Below are 14,115 nucleotides of genomic sequence, written 5' to 3'. Positions count from 1 at the left end.
GCTTAGGTTAGCCTCGCCTAATGACGACTCAGGCGGAGCGCACCACCCTGACTTACCACCGTGCCTCGGTCACGGTGGCCCGGCCGCTGTCGCCGCACCTGGTGCGCGTGACGCTCGCCGCGGAGACGTTCCGCGACCTGGTGCCGCAGGCGCCCGACCAGTACGTGAAGCTCTTCTTCCCGCTCGCGGGGCAGGAGGAGCCGGTGCTGCCGGAGACCGCTTCCGACGTCATGTCCTGGTACCGCACGTACCTGGCGATGCCGGACGATCTCCGACCACCGATGCGCACGTACACGGCCCGGGCGATCCGGCCGGACGCGGCGGAGGTCGACATCGACTTCGTCCTGCACGGCGACGAGGGCCCGGCGTCGGCGTGGGCGTCGCGCGTCAGGCCGGGCGACCAGGTGGCGTTCATGGGCCCGCACGGCCTGTACGCGCCCACGCCCGCCGCCGACTGGCAGCTGCTGGTCGGCGACGAAACGGCGTTGCCCGCGATCGGTGCGATCATCGAGCAGCTGCCCCCGGGCACGCGGGCGTCGGTGTACGTCGAACTGGCGGACCGGGCGGACCGGCAGACGTTCGACACCCTGGGCGCGGTCGAGGTGCACTGGGTGCTGCGCGACTCGCGTCCGCTGGGTGAGGCGTTGCTGGAAGCCGTCCGCGGCGCGACGTTCCCCGGCGGGACGCCGTACGCGTGGGTGTCCGGCGAGGCGGGCGTGGTGAAGCTGGTGCGACGGCACCTGGTGCGGGAGCGCGAGGTCGGCAAGCGGGCGATCTGCTTCACGGGCTACTGGCGGCGCGGGCTGAGCGAGGAAGCCGCGAGCCGGGAAGCGGTCCGGGCGGCCGAGGCCGGCGAGGTCCCGGCCGAGGAGGACTGACCTCGGCGGCGCCCCGGCGAGGAGCTGCGCGAGGACAACTCCACGCTGGCCGGCTGCCGACGCCCGGGGGCGTCTTCGAGACGTACTGGACGAAGCTCTGCCCCGGCAGCTCAGTGCTGACTGTCGCCGAGGGTCGCGACCAGCAGTTTGACCAACGCGCCCAGCCGCTGGCGGTCCGGCTGCAGGGTCGATATCCCGGCCTCCTCCAGCGGTGCCGCCGTCACCGGCCCCACGCACGCGACCACCACCGGCCCCCGCAACGCGGCCACCACCGCCTCGTACCGCCCGTAGGACCGCGCCAACGAAAGGAAGTTCGCCGCCGCGGGAGCGCTCGTGAACGCCAGCGCGGCCACCTCCCCCGCCACCGCCGCGTCGATCAGCTCGTGCACCGGCGCCACGTCCGCCGGCGAATGCCACCGGTACGGCTGCACCTCCACCAGCGACGCCCCGGTCAACAACCCCGTGTGCTCCGGCAACGGCGTCCCGTGCAGCTGGACGGCCACCCGCGCACCCTCGACACCCGCCGAAGCCACCGCCCCGAACAGCTCCGCGTTCGACTCCGACTCCGCCGAAAAGAACTCCCGCAGCCCGGCACCCCGGACCGCACCGACCGCCTTCGGGCCGCGCGCGTAGATCCGGGACTCCCGAAGCCGCTCCAGCAACGGCTCGCGCAGGCCCCAACCATCAGCCGCGTCGAGCCAGCCGCGGAAGCCCGCGCCCGTCGTCACCACCGTGAACGCGACCGGCTCCGCCAGGACCGCTTCGGTGGCCGACCGCAGCGCGGGATCCGACTCGAGTGGCACGATCGTGATCGTCGGCGCGTGGCGGACCTCGGCGCCGTAGCGTTCGAGGGCCGCGATGAAGTCCTCCGCCCGGCGTTCGGCCGTGACGCCGATGGCGATGCCGCTCAGCTCACCCATAGATCGCGCCCATCTCCTCGATCGCTTCCGCCAGCTCCGCCCGCAGGTCCGCCGGTTCGAGGACCTCCAGGTGCGACCCGAAGCGCAGCAGCTCGCCGATGGCCGGTTCGCCGCGCTCCACCGGCAGCTCCACGGTGAGCCAGCCGTCCGCGTCGGGTTCGCCCACGGCCGACCGCAGCGCGCGGGCCCCGGCCGGACCCGCGTAGAACGGTACGAGAGCCTGCGCCCGCGGCGACAGCCGCACCACGGCCACGCGCGGGAACATCCGGCGTTCGAACTGCTCCGACCACTCCTGCCAGTACCGCGCGAGGTCGAAGCCGGCCGGCCGCTCGAACACCTCGCCGAGGTCCTCCAGCGCCTGCACCCGCGAGATCCGGTACGTCCGGTCGGTGCCTTCGCACCGCGCCGCGAGGTACCAGTTGCCCGCCTTGAGGATCAGTCCCAGCGGCTCGACGTCCCGCTCGACGACGCGCTGCCCCCACCGTTCGTAGCGGATCCGGATCCGGTGCGACGACCACACCGCGTCGGCGACGGCGGACAGCGCCGGCAGGCTCTCGATCCCCCGGTGCCAGCCGGGAACGTCCAGGTAGAACCGCTCGGCGACGCGGCCGGCCCGGTCGCGCAGCTCCGACGGCAGCGCCGCGTACAGCTTGAGCTGCGCCGCCGCGAGGACCGTCCCGAGCCCCAGCTCGGCGGCCGCGACCGGCAGCCCGGCCAGCGACAGCGACTGCGCCTCTTCCTCGGTCATCCCGGTCAGCCGGGTGCGGTAGCCGTCGACCAGGCGGTACCCGCCGGTCCGCCCGCGGTCGGCGTACACCGGGACACCGGACGCCGACAGCGCGTCGATGTCCCGGTAGATCGTGCGCACCGAGACTTCGAGCTCTTCGGCCAGCTCCTCGGCCGTCATCCGGCCGCGGTTCTGCAGCAGCAGGAGGACGGACAGGAGGCGGCTCGCGCGCATGCCGCCGATTCTGGCAGAAATACCTGACACAAGCTGACAGGTATGTCCGGCAGGGTGACTTCCATGAACGAGTTCATGACGAAGAACTGGGAAGAGAAGATCGTCAGCGGTACCGAAGGCGGCCCGCGGGTGGCCTACGCACACGTCACGTTCGCGTACGAAGGCGTCGTCGAGGGTGAATCGATCTGCGACCTTCTGCTGTACTACGCGGGCGAAGGCTACAACAGCGGGCAGACGACGTCGCCGAGCTTCGAGCGCTTCGAAGGCAAGGTCGACGGTCGCGAAGGGACGTTCATCGTGCGCCACGAGTACACGTTCGACGACAAGGGCTTCACCTCGACGTTCAAGGTCGTCCCCGGTTCGGGTACCGGCGGACTGGCCGGCCTGACCGGCAGCGGGACCGCCGGCGGCGCGACCGGCGTGGACAAGGTGGGCTACACGTTCGAGTACGCGTTCTAGGAGTCGCAAGTGGACCGCCGCCAGGTACTCGCCTACCGCATCGCCGAGCACGGCCTGCACCGCACGGCCGGCGACGTCGCCGACCTCGCCGTCGTCAAGGCCGGGCTGCAGGACAGCATGCGCGACACCGCGCTGCTCGCCCTCGTGGCCCGGCTCGACGGCGAAGTGTCCCCAGTGGACGATCCGCGGCTCGTGCTCGCCTGGACGTTGCGCGGCGCGCCGCACTTCCACCTGGACCTCGCCGAGGTGACGCGGGCCTTGGTGCCCCTCGACGACGCGGACGCGCTCGCCCGGATGCTGTGGCAGCGCAAGGAACTGGCGGCGACCGGCCAGTCGGCGACGGAAGTGGTCTTCACGGCGGCGGCCGCGCTGCGCAAGGTCGTCACCAAGCCGATGACGAAGGGCGCGGCGAGCACCGCGGTGACGAAGGCGCTGCCGCCGTCGTTCTCCCGGTGGTGCCGCGGGTGCGGTGCCACCCACATCCAGGAACAGCTGATGCGGATCGCGGCCCCGCACGCGGGTGTCCGCCTGGTCGCGGGCGCCTCCCCCGCGACGCTGGCGCCGCTCGAAGGACGCGGCCGGCTGCGCCGCACCCCGGACCCGGCGGCCGCGGCGAAGGTGGTCGAGGACTACCTGCGGCTCAACGGCCCCGCGTCCCCGGGTGAAGCGGCGGAGTTCGTCGGGACGGCCAAGGCGGTCGTGGACCGGACGTGGCCGGCGGACCTGGCCGAGGTGAAGGTGGACGGACGGCGGAAGTACCTGCCGGCCGCGCAGCTGTCCGCCTTGGAGAACCCGCCGGAGCCCGACGTCGTGCGGCTGCTTCCACCGCTGGACCCCTTCATCCAGGCACGCGACAAGGCCCTGCTGGTCCCGGATCCCGCGCGCCGCAAGGAGGTCTGGAAGATGCTGGGCAACCCCGGCGTCCTCGTGGCCGACGGCGACATCGCGGGCACCTGGCGCACGAAGGGCAGCGGCGCGAAGCTGACGTTCACGGTGACGGCGTTCGACCCCCTCCGCCCGGCGGTCCGCGAGGACGCCGAAGCCGAAGCGGCGCGGGTGGCGGCGGCGCGCGGGTTCGAGAAGCACGCGGTCACCTGGGTGGGCTGAAGCGCGGCTCCAGCCCACCCCGAGCGCGGTCATCGGGCGGCCGCGTCGATGTCGCCGTACGCCGTGGTCGCGTGGATGGTCAGGGCCGCCGCGCCCTCGGTGTTCTTGAGGGAGTTGCGGATCCGGCCGTACGTGGTGCCGGCGTCGAGGGACGCGGACACGCCGGTGGCCGCGCCGACCGTGATGTCGCCGGCCTGGGTGCTCAGGACGAGGTTGCCGCTGACGGCCTCCGCGATCCGGATGTCGCCCTTGCCGGTGGTGATCTCCGCCGGGCCGGTGAGGCGCCCGACCGAGACGTCGCCGGCGTGGGCGGTCAGGTGCAGGCTCGCGGCCTCGTCGAACACGGCCTCGCCGTGCGCGCCTTCCACGGTGACGTCGCCGAGGCGGCCGACGCCCCGCAGCGCGACGCTGGCGGCCTTGGCCCGGACGTCCGAACCGGCGGGCAGCTTGACCACCACGTCGAGGGAGCCGGACGGGCCGAAGTACTGGTTCCCGGCCGCGCCTTCGATGTGCAGGACGCCGTCGGCGAAACCGACCTCGACCTGCTCGGCCGCCTTCACGTCGCGGCTCTTGGCGGGGTCGGCGGGCCGGACGTCGACGGTGGTCTCGCCCGGCTCGGCGGCGACGAACCGGACGCGGCCGGCGGGGATGTCGAGGACGGTGGCGATCGGGGCGGTGGTGGCGAAGTGCTGCATTTCGGGGCTCCTGAGTGGCTCTGTTCCGGTGATGAAGCCACTTTCACCGGGGCCGCTGACACCGGGTGGCCACCGCGCTGACACGCCCGCTGACACGCCGGTCAGGCCTCGACGGCCAGCCGGTACCCCCGCTTCACCACCGTCTGGACGACCTTCCCGCCGCCCAGCGCCGTCCGCAGGCGGCCGATCGCCGTCTCCACCGCGTGCTCCTCGCCGCCGCCCGGCAACGCCGAGATCAGCTCGCGGCGCGACACCACCCGGCCCGGTGACGCCGCCAGCGCGCGCAGCAACGCCATCGGTGCCGGTGCCACCTCGCGCCAGTCACCGTCCACGATGGCCGCCTGGCCGCGCAGTTCGATCTCCCGGCCGCCCGCGAGGAACCTCGGCGACCGCGTCACCAGCGTCTCCGCCACCGTGCGGGCCAGCGCGCCGATCCGCGCCCGGTGCGGCTGGACCGTCGGCACCCCCAGCGCCGCCAACGGTCCCGCCGTGATCGGGCCGACGCACGCCGCCACCACCGGGCCCGACAGCGCCGCGACCAGGCCCGGCAGCCGGCCGGTGCGCCGGGCCAGCGCGAGCAGCGAAGCCGCCGCGGGCGCGCTCGTGAACGGCAGCGCGTGGATCGAGCCGTCCAGCACCCCGTCCAGGAGCCGGTCGACCGGGCCCGGGTCCACCGGGCCGACCCAGCGGTACACCGAGATCTCGATGACCTCCGCCCCCGCCGCCCGAAGCGTCTCCACGAAGTACGGCAACGGTTCGCCGTGCAGCTGCACCGCGATCCGCTTCCCCGACACGTCCGCCGCCAGCAGGTGCTGCAGCAGCTCCGCGTTGCTCTCCGACGCCGGCGAGTACGCCTCCGTCAGCCCCGCCGCCCGGATCGCGCCGGTCACCTTCGGGCCGCGGGCCAGCAGGGCGCACTCCGCAAGGCGCGAGAGCAGCGCGTCGCCGAGGCCCCAGCCTTCGGCCGCCTCGAGCCAGCCGCGGAAGCCGATGCCCGTCGTCGCCACCACCGCGTCCACCGGCGCCTCGAGCAGCCCGGCCGTCGCCGCGTGCAGCTCCGTGTCGTCGGTCAGCGGCACGATCCGGATCGCCGGGCCGTAGCGGACACCCGCCCCCTTGCGCACCAGAAGCGCGCCGAGCTCGTCAGCCCGGCGCGCCGCGGTGATGCCGACCACGAACCCGGTCAGCGGGAGGACATCGGTCACGGGCTCTCCACTTCGACCACTCCTCCTCGCACGCGCACCTCGTACACCGGCACGGACACGTCCTCGGCGTCCAGGCACTGTCCACTGTCGAGCGCGAACCGTTCCTTGTAGACGGGCGACGCGACGACCGGGACGCCGCCCGTGTCCCCGACGATCCCGCGGGAGAGCACCGCCGCGCCGCTGCACGGGTCCCAATTGGACAGTGCGTACCAGCGCTCGCCCGGCAGGCGGAAGATGGCCACCTGCACGCCGCCGTCGAGCAGCGCCGCCACCCCGGCGTACTCCGGGACCGCCTCGGCGGCGCAGACCGCCGTCCAGGTTCGCTCGATCGACGTCGTCATCGCCGCACCTCCGGGACACCCAGCATGACCGGGACCTTCTGCTCGCGCTCCGAGCGGAACGAGATCGCCGGGTCGGGCGTGCCCGGCGCGTTGACGAACGACGAGAACCGGGCCAGCTTCTCCGGGTCCTCGAGGACGCCCTTCCACTCGTCGGCGTAGTTGTCGACGTGCTTGGCCATCGCCGCGTCGAGGTCTTCGCAGATGCCGAGGGAGTCGTCGACGATCACCGCGCGCAGGTGGTCGAGGCCGCCGTCGAGCTCCTCGATCCACGGCGCCGTGCGCTGCAGCCGGTCGGCGGTGCGGACGTAGAACATGAGGAACCGGTCGATCGTGCGGATCAGCGTCCCGGTGTCCACATCGGACACGAGCAGGTCGGCGTGCCGGGGCGTGGTGCCGCCGTTGCCGCCGACGTAGAGGTTCCAGCCGTTCTCCGTGGCGATGATCCCGAAGTCCTTGCTGCGCGCCTCGGCGCACTCCCGCGCGCAGCCCGAGACCGCCGACTTGAGCTTGTGCGGCGACCGCAGCCCGCGGTAGCGCAGCTCCAGCTCGATCGCCAGCCCGACGCTGTCCTGCACGCCGTAGCGGCACCAGGTCGACCCGACGCACGACTTGACCGTGCGCAGCGCCTTGCCGTACGCGTGCCCGGACTCGAAGCCCGCGTCCACCAGCCGCCGCCAGATCAGCGGCAGCTGGTCCACGGTGGCGCCGAACAGGTCGATCCGCTGGCCGCCGGTGATCTTGGTGTACAGCCCGAAGTCCTGGGCCACCTGGCCGATCACGATCAGCTTCTCCGGCGTGATCTCGCCGCCCGGGATCCGCGGGACGACCGAGTACGTGCCGTTGCGCTGCAGGTTCGCCAGGTACCGGTCGTTGGTGTCCTGCAACGTCATCTGCTCGCCACCGAGCACGTGCCCGTTGCCGAGGGTGGCCAGGATCGACGCCACCACCGGCTTGCAGACCGCGCAGCCGCTGCCCGAGCCGTAGCGGCCGATCAGCTCGCTGAACGTCGTGATGCGGGTGGCCTGGACGATCTCGAACAGCTCCGCGCGCGACTGCGCGAAGTGCTCGCACACGGCCTTCGACTGCTCGACACCGGCCGCGCTCAGCAGCCGTCCGAGCAGCGGGACGCACGAGCCGCACGCGGTGCCCGCGCGGGTGCACGCCTTGAGCCTCGGCACGGTGTCGCAGCCGTCTTCGTGGATCGCGCGGGTGATCGCGCCCTTGGACACCGCGTTGCACGAGCAGATCTGCGCCGCGTCCGGAAGCGCGTCGACGCCGACCGCCGCCCCGCCACCGGCCGGGGCGAGGATCGCGCCCGGCTCGGCCGGCAGCGGACGGCCGACCAGCGCGCGCAGGGTGTTGTACTCGGTCGCGTCGCCGACGAGCACGCCGCCCAGCAGCGTCTTGCCGTCGTCGGTGACCACGAGCTTCTTGTACGTGCCGGCGACCGCGTCGTTGACGGCGACTTCCAGCGCGCCTTCGGTGCGGGCGTGCGCGTCACCGAACGAAGCGACGTCGACGCCCATCAGCTTCAGCTTCGTGGACGTGTCCGGCTCCGGGAACTCGCCGGCGCCGCCGGTGAGCTGCGCGGCGACGATCTCCGCCATCGCGTACCCGGGTGCCACGATGCCGTAGACGCGGCCGTCGACCGCGGCGCACTCGCCGATCGCGTACACGGCCGGATCGCTGGTGCGGCAGGACGAATCCGTCAGCACACCGCCACGCGGACCGACGTCCAGACCGGACTGCCGGGCGAGGTCGTCCCGCGGCCGGACACCGGCGGAGAACACGACGAGGTCGACGTCGAGTTCGGTGCCGTTGCCCAGCTTGGCGAGCAGCCGCGAGCCGTCGGCCTCGATGGCGTCGGTCGACGTTCCCGTGTGGACGGTGACGTCGAGGTTGGTGATGAGCCGCCGCAGCAGCGAGCCGCCGCCCTCGTCGACCTGCAGGGGCATCAGCCGCGGCGCCATCTCGACGACGTGCGGCGAAAGACCCATGTCCCGCAACGCCTTCGCGGCCTCCAGGCCGAGGAGGCCACCGCCGATGACCACGGCGGACCGCCGGCCGCGGCCGGGCTTGTCGACGGCCGCGGCGCGGATCGAGTCGAGGTCTTCGATGGTCCGGTAGACGAAGCAGCCGGGCAGGTCGTGGCCGGGTACCGGCGGCACGAACGGCCGCGAGCCGGTCGCCAGCACCAAGGCGTCGTACCCGACTGTGGCACCGGACGCCGTGGTGACCGTCTTCGCGGTCCGGTCCACCGAGACGGCCGGCTCACCGAGCCGGAGGTCGACGTGCGGGTCGCCCGCGTAGTCCGAGCCGGGCAGCGCGAGCGCGGCCGGGTCCCAGGTGTCCACATAGGACGTGAGCGCCACCCGGTCGTACGCCGGGCGCGGCTCCTCGGACAGGACGACGACGTGCCAAGCGCCGGGGCTGTCTCGATGGCGCACCGCCTCCACGAGCCGGTGGGCGACCATGCCGTGTCCGGCGACGACCAGGGTGGGCATCTCAGACCTCCGCTCCCGCGAGCGCCAGACCGCGCTCACTCGTGGGCTGTTCGGCGGGCTTGCGCAGGTAGACCGCCCAGGTGACGGCGAAGCACAGCCCGTAGAAGACGAGGAATCCGATGAAGGCGGGGACACCGCTCTTCGCGTCGGCGAACGACTGCCGGAAGGCGAGGTTGATGAACAGCCCGCCCTCGGCACCGATCGCGCCGGCCAGGCCGATCAGCGCGCCCGAGAGGCGGCGCGCCTTGAGCAGCTCGGCCGTCTCTTCGGCGCCGTTCGCGATCGCCACCTTCGCCTTGGCGCGGAAGATCGCCGGGATCATCTTGTACGTCGAGCCGTTGCCGACGCCGGTGAGCACGAACAACACGATGAACGCGATCGTGAACAGCGCCAGGGACTTCGAGGTCGAGGCGAGGATCAGCACGACCGTGGCCAGCGCCATCCCGATGAACGTGAAGAAGGTGATCTTGCCGCCGCCGACCCGGTCGGCCAGCCAGCCGCCGGTCGGCCGCGAGAGCGAGCCGAGCAGCGGACCGAGGAACGTCACCGCGGCCGCCTGCAGCGGGGTGCGGCCGAACTGGTTCTGCAGCACCAGGCCGAAGGCGAAGCTGTAGCCGATGAACGAGCCGAACGTGCCGACGTAGAGGAACGACATCACCCAGGTGTGCGGGTCCTTGACGACCTCGCGCATCGCCTTGGTGTCGCCCTTCATCGTGGCGAGGTTGTCCATGTAGAGGTACGCGCACACGGCGGCGACGACGATCAGCGGCAGGTAGACGAAGAGCACCACCCGCGGCGCGGTCGCGCCCGCCGTGCCGATCACCAGCAACCCGACGAGCTGGATCGCGGCGACGCCGAGGTTCCCGCCACCGGCGTTGAGGCCGAGGGCCCAGCCCTTGTGCTTCTCGGGGTAGAAGGCGTTGATGTTCGTCATCGACGACGCGAAGTTGCCGCCGCCGACGCCGCCGAGCGCCGCGACCAGCAGGAACGTGCCGAGCGACGTCCCGGGGTGCAGCACGACGGCCGCGAGGACCGTCGGGATCAGCAGCAGGACGGCGCTGACGATCGTCCAGTTGCGACCGCCGAACTTCGCCACGGCGAAGGTGTAGGGCAGCCGCATCAGGCCGCCGATCAGCGTCGGCGTCGAGACGAGCAGGAACTTGTCGGCGGCGGAGAACCCGTAGTCCTTGCCCATGAACAGGACGATGACCGACCACAGTGTCCAGACCGAGAAGCCGATGTGCTCGGCCAGCACGGAGAACCAGAGGTTGCGGCGGGCGATCTTCTTGCCCTTCGCCTCCCAGAACTCTTCGTTCTCCGGTTCCCAGTGCTCGATCCAGTGCTTTCCTTGGTGTACCACGGCGTTCTCCTCAGAGCGGGTCGGGTCGGTCATTGCGCCGCGAGCCAGTTGGCGATGCCGCCGACGGTGTCGGTGCACCCGCCACAGCCCGTCGTGGCTCGCGTGGCCCGCGCCAGTGCGGGAGTGTCGGTGGCACCGCCCTTCCAGGCTTCGATCAGGCGGCTCTTGGTGACGTTGTTGCAGCGGCAGATCACCGCGGCGGCGGGCAGGTCGGCCGGGCTGGCGGCCGGGGTGCTGCCGGTGGGCAGCGCGCGGCCCAGCAGGACGGCGAGCCGGTCGTCGGGCAGCAGCGTGCCGCGGTCGTGGAACTGGGTGATGGTCGCGGCCGCGTCGGGCAGCCCGAGCAGGATCGCGCCGGCCACGCGGTTTTCGCGGACGACGAGCTTGCCGTACCGGCCGCCGGTGGGGTCGTTGAACGTCAGCACCTCGGCGTCGGGGGTACCGGCTTCGAGCTGCGTCTCGCCGAGCGCGGCGAGGTCGATACCGCGGGCCTTGAGCCGGGTGACGGCGGTCGTGCCGCGGTAGCGGGCGGCCGCGTTCGTGCCGGTCAGCACGTCGGCGAGGACCGCGGCCTGTTCCCACGCGGGCTGGATCAGCCCGGCCGGGGCGCCGGGGTGGCGCGCGCAGTCGCCGAGGGCGTGGATGCGGCCGTCGCTGGTGCGCAGGGTGTCGTCCACGAGCACCGCGCCCTCGACGTCCAGCCCGGCTTCGGTGGCCAGGCGCGTTTCGGCGCGGACACCGGCGGCGACGACGACCAGGTCGGCCGGGACGAGGGTGCCGTCGTCGAGCTTGAGCCCGTCCCCGGGGAGGTAGCGGGCGGCGGTGGCGCCGAACTTGAACGTCACGCCCATGTCGGTGAGCCGGCGGGCCAGCACGTGCCCGGCGGCCGCGTCGAGCTGGCGTTCCATGACGTGACCCAGCGGGTGCACGACGGTGACCTGGTTGCCGCGCCCGGCCAGGCCGCGGGCGGCTTCCAGACCGAGCAGGCCGCCGCCGAGCACCGCGACGGGCGCGCCGAACCGGGCCGCTTCGAGGATCTTGGCGCAGTCGTCGAGGCTGCGGAAGGCGACCACGCCCGGCCCGGCTTCGAGACCTTCGACCGGCGGGATCCACGGGTTGGCGCCGGTGGCGAGCACCAGGGCGTCGTAGTCCACGCACGCACCGTCGGCGAGTTCGACGCAGCGCTTCTCGCGGTCGATGCTGGCGACGTCGACCCCGAGCCGCAGGTCGATGTTGTGGCGCGCGGCCCATTCGTCGTCGTGCAGGCGGACGCTTTCGGCGCTCATCCCGCCGGCGACGACGGCCGAGAGCAGCACCCGGTTGTAGGCAGCGTGCTTCTCGGCGCCGAGCACGGTCAGCCGGACGCGTTCGGCGATCGGGTCACGGCGGCGGATCTCGTCGGCCAGCCGGGCACCGGCCATGCCGTAGCCGACGATCACGACTTCACGCGGTGTCATGCGGCACCATCCACAGTAGACAGAGAAACGGCACACACCTTGAACTCCGGCATCCGGCTCACCGGGTCGAGCGCCGGGTTGGTGAACAGGTTCGCGCGCTGCTCACCCGGGAAGTGGAACGGCAGGAACACGAGATCAGGCTTCAACGACTGCACGAACCGCACCTTGGCCACGGTCTCGCCGCGCCGGGAACGGATTCTCGCGGGATCGCCTTCCTCGAGACCGGCACGCTTGGCCGTGTCGGGGTGGACCTCGACGAACGCCTCCGGCACGACGTCGTTGAGCTCGTCGATCAGCCGGGTCTGCGCGCCCGACTGGTAGTGCTGGAGCACGCGGCCGGTGGTGGCCTGCAACGGGAACTCCTCGTCCGGCAGCTCCGCAGGACCGGTGTACTCGACCGGCACGAACCGCGCCCGGCCGTCCGGGTGGGCGAACGCGTCGAGGAACATCCGCGGGGTTCCGGGGTGGTCAGCCGCGGGCACCGGCCAGTGCAGGGCCTCGCCGTCGCGCAGCCGCTCGTAGCTGACGCCGGAGTAGTCGGCGATGCCGCCCTTGGACGCGATCCGCAGCTCTTCGAACACCGTCTCGGCGTCGACGGGGAACCGGTTTTCCGGCTGTCCGAGCCGTTTCGCGAGTCCGTTGAGGACGTCCAGATCGGACCGGACACCGGGCGGCGGATCGAGTGCCTTGCGGCGCAGCAGGATCCGGCCTTCGAGGTTGGTGAGCGTGCCGTGCTCCTCGGCCCACTGGGTGACCGGCAGGACGACGTCGGCGAGGGCCGCGGTCTCCGACAGCACGAAGTCGGCGACGACCAGGAAGTCCAGTTCGGACAGCCGATCTTGGACGCGCTGCGAGCGCGGCGCCGAGACGACGACGTTGCTGCCGAACACCATCAGCGCCTTCGGGCCGCCTTCCTGGCCGAGCGCCTCGAGCAGTTCGGTGGCCGAGCGGCCGGGTCCGGGCAGGCTGTCCGGGTCGACGCCCCACACGCCGGCGACGTACTCGCGGGCGGCCGGGTCGTCGAGCTTGCGGTAGCCGGGCAGCTGGTCGGCCTTCTGGCCGTGCTCGCGCCCGCCCTGGCCGTTGCCCTGCCCGGTGAGGCAGCCGTAGCCGGAGCCGTCCCGGCCCGGCATGCCGAGCGCGAGGGCGAGGTTGATCCAGCCGCCGACGTTCGCGGTGCCGGTGGCGTGCTGCTCGGTGCCGCGCGCGGTGAGGATGTAGGCGTTGCGGGCCCCGGCGAGCTTCTCCGCGGCGAGGCGCATGTCGGCGGCCGACACCCCGGTGACGCGCTCGGCGCGTTCCGGCCACCAGGACGCGACGATCCGCCACACGTCCCCGAAACCGTTGGTGCGATCATCCACATAGGACTGATCGAGGTGACCGCCTTCGACGACGGCGTGCAGGATGCCCAGCGCCAGCGCGAGATCGGTGCCGGGCCGGGGAGCGAGGTGCAGGCTCGCCAGCTCGGCGGTCGGCGTCCGCCGCGGGTCGACGACGATCAGGTCGGTCCCGCGCAGGTGCTGGGTGAACGGCGGCATCGTCTCGGCCGGGTTCGCCCCGGCGAGCAGCACGACGTCGGCCCGCTTGAGATCGGTGACGGGGAACGGCATCCCGCGGTCGGCCCCGAACGCCTTGATCCCCGCGGCGGCGGCCGAGGACATGCAGAACCGGCCGTTGTAGTCGATCTGCGAGGTGCCGAGCGCGACGCGGGCGAACTTGCCGAGCAGGTAGGCCTTCTCGTTGGTCAGCCCACCGCCGCCGAAGATCGCGACGCCGTCCGGACCGTGTTCGCCGGTGATCCCGGCCAGCTTGCGCGCGACGAAGTCAAGGGCGAAGTCCCAGCTGACCGGCTCGAGCCCGCCGTTGACGCGCAGCAGCGGGGTGGTCAGCCGCTTCGGCGAAGTGAGGAGACTGCCGGAGGTCCAGCCCTTCTGGCAGAGGCCGCCGGCGTTGACCGGGAAGTCCCGCGGCGTGACGCGGGCACCGTCGAGGCTCATCCCGCACTGCAGCGCGCAGTACGGGCAGTGGGTGTCGACCTGCGGCACGGGCACCTCCTCGGCGGTTCGGGAATGCCCTGACGCTAAGGAGGCCGTGTTACTCGGAATCGACCGAATGTTTCAGGCAGTTGACATTGCGGCGGCGCGCCCGCCGCCCGGCCGGTGAGATCCGCGTCCACGGACCGGGAGACCTGAGGTCAGCGGCGCCTCCCCGGCCGTGACGGCGACCTT

The 14,115-nt window shown here is 72.4% G+C and carries 12 protein-coding genes; 3 read left to right on the top strand and 9 right to left on the bottom strand.

Annotated elements, in window-relative coordinates; all coding sequences use genetic code 11:
* Positions 1–20: 20 nt before the first annotated feature.
* Entirely contained in the window at positions 21–878 is an 858-nt protein-coding gene (locus ACLJQM_RS04765; RefSeq protein ID WP_410630249.1) for a siderophore-interacting protein, read from the top strand.
* A 110-nt stretch (positions 879–988) separates the two neighbouring features.
* Here ACLJQM_RS04765 and ACLJQM_RS04760 read toward each other — a convergent pair whose 3' ends face one another.
* Both ACLJQM_RS04760 and ACLJQM_RS04755 read right to left on the bottom strand, forming a co-directional pair.
* Positions 989–1,798 (bottom strand): uroporphyrinogen-III synthase, encoded by an 810-nt coding sequence (locus ACLJQM_RS04760; RefSeq protein ID WP_410630248.1) that lies wholly within the window; start codon positions 1,796–1,798, stop codon positions 989–991.
* Positions 1,791–2,759 (bottom strand): helix-turn-helix transcriptional regulator, encoded by a 969-nt coding sequence (locus ACLJQM_RS04755; RefSeq protein WP_410630247.1) that lies wholly within the window; start codon positions 2,757–2,759, stop codon positions 1,791–1,793. The genes ACLJQM_RS04760 and ACLJQM_RS04755 overlap by 8 nt, the downstream gene beginning before the upstream one ends.
* A 63-nt stretch (positions 2,760–2,822) precedes the next feature.
* On the opposite strand from ACLJQM_RS04755, the gene ACLJQM_RS04750 reads away from it, so the two are divergent.
* Both ACLJQM_RS04750 and ACLJQM_RS04745 read left to right on the top strand, forming a co-directional pair.
* Complete coding sequence (locus tag ACLJQM_RS04750) at positions 2,823–3,218, top strand: DUF3224 domain-containing protein (protein ID WP_410630246.1); 396 nt, start codon at positions 2,823–2,825, stop codon at positions 3,216–3,218.
* Between the two features lie 9 nt (positions 3,219–3,227).
* The gene (locus tag ACLJQM_RS04745; protein WP_410630245.1) at positions 3,228–4,325 is read left to right on the top strand and encodes a DNA glycosylase AlkZ-like family protein; all 1,098 of its coding nucleotides are present in this window, start codon (positions 3,228–3,230) and stop codon (positions 4,323–4,325) included.
* Positions 4,326–4,354: 29 nt separating this feature from the next.
* Here ACLJQM_RS04745 and ACLJQM_RS04740 read toward each other — a convergent pair whose 3' ends face one another.
* The 7 genes from ACLJQM_RS04740 to ACLJQM_RS04710 all read right to left on the bottom strand — a co-directional run bounded on the left by ACLJQM_RS04740 (position 4,355) and on the right by ACLJQM_RS04710 (position 13,932).
* Positions 4,355–5,020: a DUF4097 family beta strand repeat-containing protein gene (locus ACLJQM_RS04740; protein ID WP_410630244.1), complete on the bottom strand. Its 666-nt coding sequence runs from the start codon at positions 5,018–5,020 to the stop codon at positions 4,355–4,357.
* A 101-nt stretch (positions 5,021–5,121) separates the two neighbouring features.
* Complete coding sequence (locus ACLJQM_RS04735; RefSeq protein WP_247014485.1) at positions 5,122–6,225, bottom strand: uroporphyrinogen-III synthase; 1,104 nt, start codon at positions 6,223–6,225, stop codon at positions 5,122–5,124.
* Positions 6,222–6,566: a nitrite reductase small subunit NirD gene (nirD, locus tag ACLJQM_RS04730; RefSeq protein WP_360772265.1), complete on the bottom strand. Its 345-nt coding sequence runs from the start codon at positions 6,564–6,566 to the stop codon at positions 6,222–6,224. Before nirD ends, ACLJQM_RS04735 begins: the two co-directional genes overlap by 4 nt.
* Positions 6,563–9,070, bottom strand: coding sequence for a nitrite reductase large subunit NirB (gene nirB / locus ACLJQM_RS04725; protein WP_360772268.1), 2,508 nt, complete (start codon positions 9,068–9,070; stop codon positions 6,563–6,565). The genes nirD and nirB overlap by 4 nt, the downstream gene beginning before the upstream one ends.
* A 1-nt stretch (position 9,071) precedes the next feature.
* Positions 9,072–10,463, bottom strand: a complete 1,392-nt coding sequence (locus ACLJQM_RS04720) for a nitrate/nitrite transporter (RefSeq protein ID WP_410630243.1) — start codon at positions 10,461–10,463, stop codon at positions 9,072–9,074.
* A complete protein-coding gene (locus ACLJQM_RS04715) occupies positions 10,460–11,887 on the bottom strand; it encodes an FAD-dependent oxidoreductase (RefSeq protein ID WP_410630242.1) in 1,428 nt (475 codons plus the stop codon). The genes ACLJQM_RS04720 and ACLJQM_RS04715 overlap by 4 nt, the downstream gene beginning before the upstream one ends.
* Complete coding sequence (locus ACLJQM_RS04710; RefSeq protein ID WP_410630241.1) at positions 11,884–13,932, bottom strand: molybdopterin oxidoreductase family protein; 2,049 nt, start codon at positions 13,930–13,932, stop codon at positions 11,884–11,886. Before ACLJQM_RS04710 ends, ACLJQM_RS04715 begins: the two co-directional genes overlap by 4 nt.
* Positions 13,933–14,115 lie beyond the last annotated feature (183 nt).

Source organism: Amycolatopsis sp. cmx-4-83, from assembly GCF_046548815.1.
GTDB lineage: Bacteria > Actinomycetota > Actinomycetes > Mycobacteriales > Pseudonocardiaceae > Amycolatopsis > Amycolatopsis pretoriensis_A.
The sequence above is the reverse complement of the archived record's forward strand: the minus strand, read 5'-3'. Positions and strand labels throughout refer to the sequence as shown.

Coding starts and splice junctions, on each gene's coding strand:
- ACLJQM_RS04765 (WP_410630249.1), top strand. CDS start 21: ATGACGACTCAGGCGGAGCGCACCACCCTGACTTACCACCGTGCCTCG.
- ACLJQM_RS04760 (WP_410630248.1), bottom strand. CDS start 1,798: ATGGGTGAGCTGAGCGGCATCGCCATCGGCGTCACGGCCGAACGCCGG.
- ACLJQM_RS04755 (WP_410630247.1), bottom strand. CDS start 2,759: ATGCGCGCGAGCCGCCTCCTGTCCGTCCTCCTGCTGCTGCAGAACCGC.
- ACLJQM_RS04750 (WP_410630246.1), top strand. CDS start 2,823: ATGAACGAGTTCATGACGAAGAACTGGGAAGAGAAGATCGTCAGCGGT.
- ACLJQM_RS04740 (WP_410630244.1), bottom strand. CDS start 5,020: ATGCAGCACTTCGCCACCACCGCCCCGATCGCCACCGTCCTCGACATC.
- nirD (WP_360772265.1), bottom strand. CDS start 6,566: ATGACGACGTCGATCGAGCGAACCTGGACGGCGGTCTGCGCCGCCGAG.
- nirB (WP_360772268.1), bottom strand. CDS start 9,070: ATGCCCACCCTGGTCGTCGCCGGACACGGCATGGTCGCCCACCGGCTC.
- ACLJQM_RS04720 (WP_410630243.1), bottom strand. CDS start 10,463: ATGACCGACCCGACCCGCTCTGAGGAGAACGCCGTGGTACACCAAGGA.
- ACLJQM_RS04715 (WP_410630242.1), bottom strand. CDS start 11,887: ATGACACCGCGTGAAGTCGTGATCGTCGGCTACGGCATGGCCGGTGCC.